The following is an 8,087-nucleotide window of genomic DNA, read 5'->3' as shown; positions in this document are numbered from 1 at the left end:
CCTCCCTCCCGCCCGAGGCGGGTCGGGAGGGCGCTGTCGTCTCCGGGGCGATCGGGGGTCGTCAGCCGGGGCGGACGGCGCTGTGGAAGGGCATCACCGAGATGGACTCCACCCGCACGTTCGTGCCCGGGCGCGGGGCGTGGATCATCTGTCCGTCGCCGATGTAGAGCCCGACGTGGCTGATGTCGGAGTAGAAGAACACCAGGTCGCCGGGGCGCAGGTCGGCTCGGGCGATCCGGGTGCCGGCGTTGACCTGGTCCCAGGTGACCCGGGGCAGCTCCACGCCGGCGGCCCGCCAGGCGGCCTGTGTGAGCCCGGAGCAGTCGTAGGAGTCGGGGCCGGTGGCACCCCACACGTACGGCTTGCCGAGCTGGGCGCGGGCGTGCGCGATCGCCTGTTCGGCGCGGGTGGAGACCCCGGTGTCGCCCGCGGACGACGAGCCGGACGACCCGGCGTCCGATGACCCGGAGGACCCGGAGGACCCGGAGCCCGAGGGGGCCGCGTCGGCGGAGCCGGATTCCGCCGACGACTCCCGCGCGGCCTCGGCGCGGGCCGCCTCCTCGGCGGCCTCCCGCTCGGCCGCCCGACGCGCGGCCCGTTCGGCGGCCTCCCGCTCGCGGCGCTCGGCCTCCTCGCGCCGGCGCTGTTCCTCCGCCAGGCGCTCGGCCTCGGCGGTCTCCAGCCGTTCCAGCTCGGCGAGTTCCTCGGCCTCCTCCTCGGTCAGGCCGGCGAGCAGTTCCCGGGCGTCGGCCAGCTTGCCCTGGACCTCCTCCTTCTGCTTCCGCAACTCCCGCTGGCGCTCCTCGAGGTCCTCCAGCGCGCCGGCGGCCTCGGCGCGCTTGAGCTCGGCCTCGCCGCGGCGCTCGACGTAGTCGTCCAGGGCGAGCTGCTGCCGGTCGCCGGCGCGGCCGAGGACATGGGTGGTGTCGAACCACTGCTGGGGGTCGTTCATCAGCAGCAGGGTGGCGGTCTCCGAGACGCGGCCGTGCCGGTACTGGGCGGTGGCGTACCGGCCCAGGTCGCGGCGGGCCTCGTTGACCCGCTCGGCGGCCTCGGCGGCGGCCTCCACCAGTTCGTCGGCGGTGCGCTGCTGTTCCTCGGTGCGTTCCCTGGCGGCGTTGTAGCCCTGGGTGGCGGTGCCGGCCTCGCGGAACAGTTCGTCCACCTGCTCCTTGACCTCGGCCGCGCGACTGCCGGCGGCCTCGGCGCGTTCCCGGGCCTCCTCGATGGCGGCCGCCGCGTCGGCGGCCGGGTCACCGGTGCCGCCGGGTTCGTCGGCGAAGGCGGTCTGGGAGAACAGGCTCGCCGAGAGGGCGGCGGCTCCCAGGCCCATCGCGCCCCTGCGGGCGGTGGGGGAGTCCAACAGTCCGGCGCGCGGCTTGCGGTGAGCGCCCAAGGCCGGTCTCTCCTTCCGTCGCCGCCGGTCGGCGCGGGGCCGGGCCGGACGGCGGCACGGCGCCGGCGCCCGATGGACGCCGGCCCGGCCGCTGCCGACCCCGTCCCCGGAAGGGGACGGACACGGCGGGGGCGACCCGTGTCGTCGGTGACGACGAGCGGGGAGGCGGGTCACCCGGCGCTGAACGCTAGCCGGCGGGAACGCTCCGGGGGAAGTCGAATGCTCGAAATGAGTGAAATCTTTTTGTGATCCTTTCGTTCCCCGGTCGGAATGTGATCACCGGTTTGACGCAGGGTGATTCCCTTTTCGGCATCGAGGGATGGAAAAGGGTGAATACCCCGAAGAAATCAAAAACCCCGAAAAGACCCAAGGGGGCAAAAGGGGCACGCGCGAAGGGATCGATCCAACCGTGCCGGGGTCGCTGCCGGACCCGCGCCGGACCCGCGCCGGACCCGTGACGGACCCGCGGTGGTCCCGGCGCGCCGGGACCACCGGGCGGGCTCAGCCGCGCCCCTCCTCCAACTCCTTGCGCAGCCGGCGCCGCTCCCACATGTTCGGCCGCCGCACCGTCACCCCGCCCACGTCACCGCGTCCGCTCACCCGCACCACCGGGGCGCCCGCCACCGGCGGCTCGGTCGCCTTGTTGGTGAACCCGCCCATACCGGTGCTCACCTCACCCACCACCACGGTCCAGCCCTCGGGCACCACCAGCGTCACCCCGCCCATGTCGCCGTGCAGGGCGAAATCGGTCACCGGCTGGTGCACCCGGGCCCGGGTGAGGTCCAGCTTCACGCCGCCCACCCCGCCGTGCGCCATCACCGTCGGCGGCACCTCCCAGTGCCCCTCGCGGTTCGACCCGGCGAACCCGCCCTTGACCACCAACACCGGCGGCGGGGACACCGGCCCGGACGCCGGCGCGACGGGCCCCGTCGACGACACGATCGCCCGGCCCGGCCCGGCGCCGCCGGACCGCGACGTCGGCGGCAGGTCCGCGGTCAACGGCTCCAGATCCCGGTACGTCTTCGCGGCGAAGGTCCGCTCCAGCCGCTCGTCCAGCTCCGTCAGGTCGATGCGGCCCTCCCCCGCGGCCTCCCGCAGCCGCTCCGCGACCGCCTCGCGGTCGGAGTCCGAGGCACGCAGGTCCGGGTTGGGGAACCGGTCGGGACTTGTCATGACCGGCAGTCTAGGCGGCGGCCGGAACCTTCGGTACGGCCCGCCGGGGCCCCCGCGCCAACCGATGACCGACCGACCGCCGGAGCCCACCTCTCCCCGGCCGGCGAACCCCCGCAGGGCCTAGACTCGGTCAACGATGAGCACCCTTTTCGACGACGCCGCCGACGGGCTGCCGTTCGGCAACGGACCGGCCGAGCCCGCGCCCGACCCCGCCGCCGGCACCACCCCGGACGCGGGGCCCGACGGCACCCTGTGGGGGGACGACTGGGAGCACGAGCCCCCGCCCGCCGACCCGGCCGGCGACGCCGCTCCCGGCCCGGCCGCCGAGGAGCTCCCCGACGGCCTGTTCCCCGAGACCTTCGGCGCCCCCGACGCCGAACCCGTCACCGGCGGCGGCTGGTACCGCGACGGCGCCCCCCGGCCCGTCATCGACGCGGAGGCGCTGCTCACCGGCCTCAACGAGAACCAGCGCGCCGCCGTGGTGCACTCCGGCTCCCCGCTGCTCATCGTCGCCGGCGCCGGCTCCGGCAAGACCCGGGTGCTCACCCACCGCATCGCCCACCTGCTGGCCGCGCGCGGCGTCCAGCCCGGCCAGATCCTCGCCATCACCTTCACCAACAAGGCCGCCGGCGAGATGAAGGAACGGGTCGAGGACCTGGTGGGCCCCCGCGCCCGGGCGATGTGGGTGATGACCTTCCACAGCGCCTGCGTGCGCATCCTGCGCCGCGAGAGCAAGCACCTCGGCCTGACCTCGTCCTTCTCCATCTACGACGCCGCCGACGCCCGCCGCCTCATGGCGCTGGTCTGCCGCGACCTGGACCTGGACCCCAAGCGCTTCCCGCCCAAGTCCTTCAGCGCGAAGGTCTCCAACCTCAAGAACGAGCTGATCGACCCCGAGGACTTCGCCGCCGCCGCGAGCGACGGCTTCGAGAAGACCCTCGCCGAGGCGTACGCGCTCTACCAGTCGCGGCTGCGCGAGGCCAACGCGCTGGACTTCGACGACCTGATCATGACCACCGTCCACCTGTTGCAGGCGTTCCCGGACGTGGCCGAGCACTACCGGCGCCGCTTCCGGCACGTGATGGTGGACGAGTACCAGGACACCAACCACGCCCAGTACCGGCTGATCCGCGAACTGGTCGGCACCGCGCCCGACCCCGGCGCGCCCGCCGACCCGGGCGCCGTCGAGCCCGCCGAACTGTGCGTGGTGGGCGACGCCGACCAGTCCATCTACGCCTTCCGGGGCGCCAACATCCGCAACATCCTCCAGTTCGAGGAGGACTACCCGCAGGCCCGCACCCTGCTGCTGGAGCAGAACTACCGCTCCACCCAGACCATCCTCTCCGCCGCCAACGCCGTCATCGAGCGCAACGAGAACCGCCGGCCGAAGAACCTGTGGACGAAGGCCGGCGACGGCGACCGCATCGTCGGCTGGGTCGCGGACGGCGAGCACGAGGAGGCGCAGTTCGTCGCGGAGGAGATCGACCGCCTCACCGACGCGGGGAAGGCCCGCCCCGGCGACGTGGCCGTCTTCTACCGCACCAACGCCCAGTCCCGGGTGTTCGAGGAGGTCTTCATCCGGGTCGGCCTGCCCTACCGGGTGGTCGGCGGCGTCCGCTTCTACGAGCGCCGCGAGGTCCGCGACGTCCTGGCCTACCTGCGGGTGCTGGCCAACCCCGAGGACACCGTCCCGCTGCGCCGCATCCTCAACGTGCCCAAACGCGGCATCGGCGACCGCGCCGAGGCGATGATCGAGGCGCTCGCCCTGCGCGAGCGGATCTCCTTCGCGCAGGCGCTGCGTCGGGTGGACGAGGCGTACGGCATGGCCGCCCGCTCGACCAACGCGGTCCGCCGCTTCAACCAGCTCCTGGAGGAACTGCGCACCATCGCCGAGTCCGGCGCCGGACCGGCCACCGTCCTCGAGGCGGTCCTCGAACGCACCGGCTACCTCGCCGAGTTGCAGGCCTCCACCGACCCGCAGGACGAGACCCGGGTCGAGAACCTCCAGGAACTCGCCGCCGTGGCCCTGGAGTTCGAGGAGAACCGGCCGGAGGGCGACCCCGGCACCCTCGCCGACTTCCTGGAGCAGGTGGCGCTGGTCGCCGACTCCGACCAGATCCCCGACGGCCCCGACGGGGAGAACGGCGCCGAGGGCGACGGCACCCCCGAGGGCGGCGTCATCACCCTGATGACCCTGCACACCGCCAAGGGCCTGGAGTTCCCCGTCGTCTTCCTCACCGGCATGGAGGACGGCGTCTTCCCGCACCAGCGCTCGCTGGGGAAGACCAAGGAACTGGAGGAGGAGCGCCGGCTGGCGTACGTCGGCATCACCCGGGCCCGCGAACGCCTCTACGTCACCCGCTCGGTGCTGCGCGGCGTCTGGGGTCAGCCCCAGTACAACCCGCCCTCCCGCTTCCTGGAGGAGATCCCCGACAGCCACCTGGAGTGGCGCCGCTCCGGCCCCTCCACCCCGGCCGCATCCTCCGCCCCATCCGGGGGGCGGGCGTCCGGTGGACGCGCGGCGGGTCGCGGCGGCGGCGTCACCCGCGGCTTCGCCACCGGCCGCATGGTCGACCGGCCGGTCGTGGCGCTGGCGCCGGGCGACCGGGTCACCCACGACAGCTTCGGCCTGGGCACGGTGGTCTCCGTGCAGGGCTCGGGCGACCGGGCCGAGGCCACCATCGACTTCGGCGGCGACAAGCCGAAGCGGCTGCTGCTGCGCTACGCCCCCGTCGAGAAGCTCTGACCCACCCCGGGTGGGGGCGTCCGCCGGGCGCCGCCATCCGGGGCCGTCGGCGGGGCCGGCCGGGAAATCCCCGTGCGGGCACGGGTGCGGACCGTTACCCTTGCCGCCATGAAGCGCGCCGCTGTGACGACGACGCCGGAGAGTGTCCCGGCGCGCTGATCGATGCCCGAAATCGAAGCCCCGGGGCGGGTGCCCCGGGGCTTCGTCGCGTGGTCACCCGTCCGCCGTTCGCGAGGAGACCACCGTGCACGACCACCGCAGGCTCGGCCGTGAACTGAACCTGTTCGACACCGACCCCCTGATCGGCGCCGGGCTGCCCTACTGGTTGCCCGACGGCGCCGCCGTGCGGCACACCCTGGAGGAGTACATCCGCTGCGAGGAGCGGCGGGCGGGATACCGACACGTGTACTCCCCGGTGCTCGGCAAGCGGGAGTTGTACGAGCTCTCGGGCCACTGGGACCACTACCGAGACGACATGTTCCCCCCGATGGACCTCGGGGGCGAGCAGGTCGTGCTGAGGCCGAGCCTCTGTCCCCACCACGCACTGATCCACCGCTCGCGCCCCCACAGTCACCGCGACCTACCGGTGCGCATGGCCGAGCCGGGGGGCATGTACCGCTCCGAGCTCTCGGGCGTCCTCGGCGGACTGACCCGGGTGCGGGCCATCCACCTCAACGACGCGCACATCTTCTGCACCCTCGACCAGGTCGTCGGGGAGGTGCGCGACGCGCTGGGGATGATCGGCCGGGCGTACCGGGCCATGGGCATCACCCCGACCCGGTACCGGTTGTCCCTGCCGGGGCCCGGCGGCAAGTACGTCGCGGCACCCGGGAAATGGGAGCGGGCGACCGCCCTGCTGACCGAGGCCCTGGACGAGGCGGGGCTGCCCCGGGAGGTGGCCGAGGGGGAGGCCGCGTTCTACGGACCCAAGATCGACGTCCAGGTCACCGATGCCGCCGGTCGGGAATCCACCCTCTCCACCGTGCAGGTGGACCTCCACCAGCCCGAGCGGTTCGACCTGCGCCACATCGGCGCCGACGGCGCGAAGCACCGCACCGTCATGGTCCACCGCAGCGTCATCGGCAGCGTGGAGCGGGCCGTCGCCCACCTCGTCGAGCACCACGGCGGGGCCCTCCCCGCCTGGCTCGCCCCGCTCCAGGTGGCGATCCTCCCGGTTACCGCGGCCGAACTGCCCGTTGCCGAGGCCCTGGCCCGGCGCTGCCTCGACGCCGACCTGCGGGCCGAGATCATCGGTCCGGAACGCGGCAGCCTCGGTGCCCGGGTCCGCCGGGTCCGTCTCGTCCCCTACCAGGCCATCATCGGCCCCGGGGAGGCCGCGGACGACCGTGTCGCGCCGCGCCTGCGCGACGGCCGCCGGCTCCCCGCCATGCCGGCCGGGGAACTCCTCGCCCGTATCGGGGCGCTCGTCGGCGCCCACAGCCCGGGGCTGTGGGACGGCGGGAACGGCGGGAACGGCGTGGGAAAGGTGACCGAAGGAGCAACCGGGGTCTCCGGCTGAGACCGGAAACGCCCGTGGCCACCCGCCGGGGGCCACGGGCGGTGGGGATCAGGCGTTGACGCGGGTGGAGAGGAAGAGGTGCAGCGCGCTGCCGTGCTTCTCGTCGAACCCCTCGGATTCGACGAAGGTCCGCCGGGGCGGGTGGAGCCGGCCCTCGATCCGCGGGACGAGCACCTCCCGATTCCCGTCGGTGAGGCGCAGGAGTTCCGTGGTGCCCTCGACCGGGGGCAGGTCCCGGAGCGGGTTCCACGGCGGACCCGACGGCAATGACATCAGGTACTCGGGCAGATCCCCCTCGCGTTCGTCGCGGGGGAACACGGCGAGCCAAACGCGCCCGCCCGACGGGTAGCGGAGCACCACGTGACGGCGTGTGCCCAGCGACTCCCGGGGGCCACGCGTCATCCGCCGCCACCGCCACGTTCCGCACAGGACGTACAGGAGGACGAGCTGGGCGGGGAGCACCGCGCCTGTGAGTTGGAGCCACTCCATCGGGGCGGACGCCGCGAGGGTTTGATGGGCGAACCATGTCAGCACCGGGAGCAGGGCGGCGGGCAGGAGCAGGAACGGTTTCGCCGTCCACCACCACAGTCGCAGCTCCTCCCGCCGGTTCCCCGCGGGAGCCGGCGGGACCGTGGTGGGACGCGCGGTGGTCGGGTCCGGGCGGGTGATCAGAGACAGGACCTGCCGGGCCTCCGGGGCCAGGGGCATGGGCGGCCCACCGCGTTTCCGGAGGTACGCGGGCAGGCGGGCGCTCCCCACCAGGCCGACCGGGATCAGCGCCACCATCTGGATGAGGGTGGGGATCAGGATGTGATCGGGTATCCGGAACTCCTCCCGGGGTGAGCGGTAGAAGTCGCCGCGCCAGGGACCCCGGAGCACGACGTGGCCGTGGATCACCCCTTCCGCCCGGGCCGGGTCGTCGATGTCCGGGCAGCGAACCGGCCTCTCCCGGGTGAGGCCCGAGTCGGGCACCTCCCATCGGGCCGCGCAGGTGCCGGACTCCTCATCGACGAGCAGATCGGCGGTGGTCCACGAATTCCCCACCTCCTGGTCCCACACGAGGTTGGTCATCTGCCATACGTGTACGCCCCCGAGCACCACCAGCCCGAGGACCGCCGCCACCGTGTTGATCCACCAGCGGATCCGCACCCGATCCCACGCCCCTCCCGATCCCGTGCCGCGCCTCAACCGGCGGCACCCGGTGGGTCGTTCATATCACCGGGGTGATCACGGGCGGGGGGCCGGGGTGACGG

General features: G+C 73.7%; 5 protein-coding genes. 2 read left to right on the top strand and 3 right to left on the bottom strand.

Annotated features, from left to right (window positions below):
* Positions 1 to 61 precede the first annotated feature (61 nt).
* Both FOE67_RS10125 and FOE67_RS10120 read right to left on the bottom strand, forming a co-directional pair.
* The gene (locus FOE67_RS10125) at positions 62 to 1,396 is read right to left on the bottom strand and encodes a C40 family peptidase (protein ID WP_182662732.1); all 1,335 of its coding nucleotides are present in this window, start codon (positions 1,394 to 1,396) and stop codon (positions 62 to 64) included.
* A 501-nt stretch (positions 1,397 to 1,897) separates the two neighbouring features.
* Positions 1,898 to 2,569 (bottom strand): DUF1707 SHOCT-like domain-containing protein, encoded by a 672-nt coding sequence (locus FOE67_RS10120; protein WP_182662730.1) that lies wholly within the window; start codon positions 2,567 to 2,569, stop codon positions 1,898 to 1,900.
* Between the two features lie 136 nt (positions 2,570 to 2,705).
* On the opposite strand from FOE67_RS10120, the gene pcrA reads away from it, so the two are divergent.
* Together pcrA and thrS are read left to right on the top strand one after the other, a co-directional pair.
* Positions 2,706 to 5,315 (top strand): DNA helicase PcrA, encoded by a 2,610-nt coding sequence (pcrA, locus tag FOE67_RS10115; protein ID WP_228473730.1) that lies wholly within the window; start codon positions 2,706 to 2,708, stop codon positions 5,313 to 5,315.
* Positions 5,316 to 5,559: 244 nt separating this feature from the next.
* A complete protein-coding gene (thrS, locus tag FOE67_RS10110; RefSeq protein WP_182662728.1) occupies positions 5,560 to 6,834 on the top strand; it encodes a threonine--tRNA ligase in 1,275 nt (424 codons plus the stop codon).
* Between the two features lie 48 nt (positions 6,835 to 6,882).
* On the opposite strand, the gene FOE67_RS10105 is transcribed toward thrS, so the two are convergent.
* Positions 6,883 to 7,983 carry a hypothetical protein gene (locus FOE67_RS10105; protein ID WP_182662726.1) on the bottom strand — a complete coding sequence of 367 codons (1,101 nt, stop codon included), beginning with the start codon at positions 7,981 to 7,983 and terminating at the stop codon, positions 6,883 to 6,885.
* Positions 7,984 to 8,087: the final 104 nt, after the last annotated feature.

Source organism: Streptomyces calidiresistens (assembly GCF_014141525.1).
GTDB classification, from domain to species: domain Bacteria; phylum Actinomycetota; class Actinomycetes; order Streptomycetales; family Streptomycetaceae; genus Streptomyces; species Streptomyces calidiresistens.
This window is presented reverse-complemented; position numbering and strand designations above follow the sequence as displayed.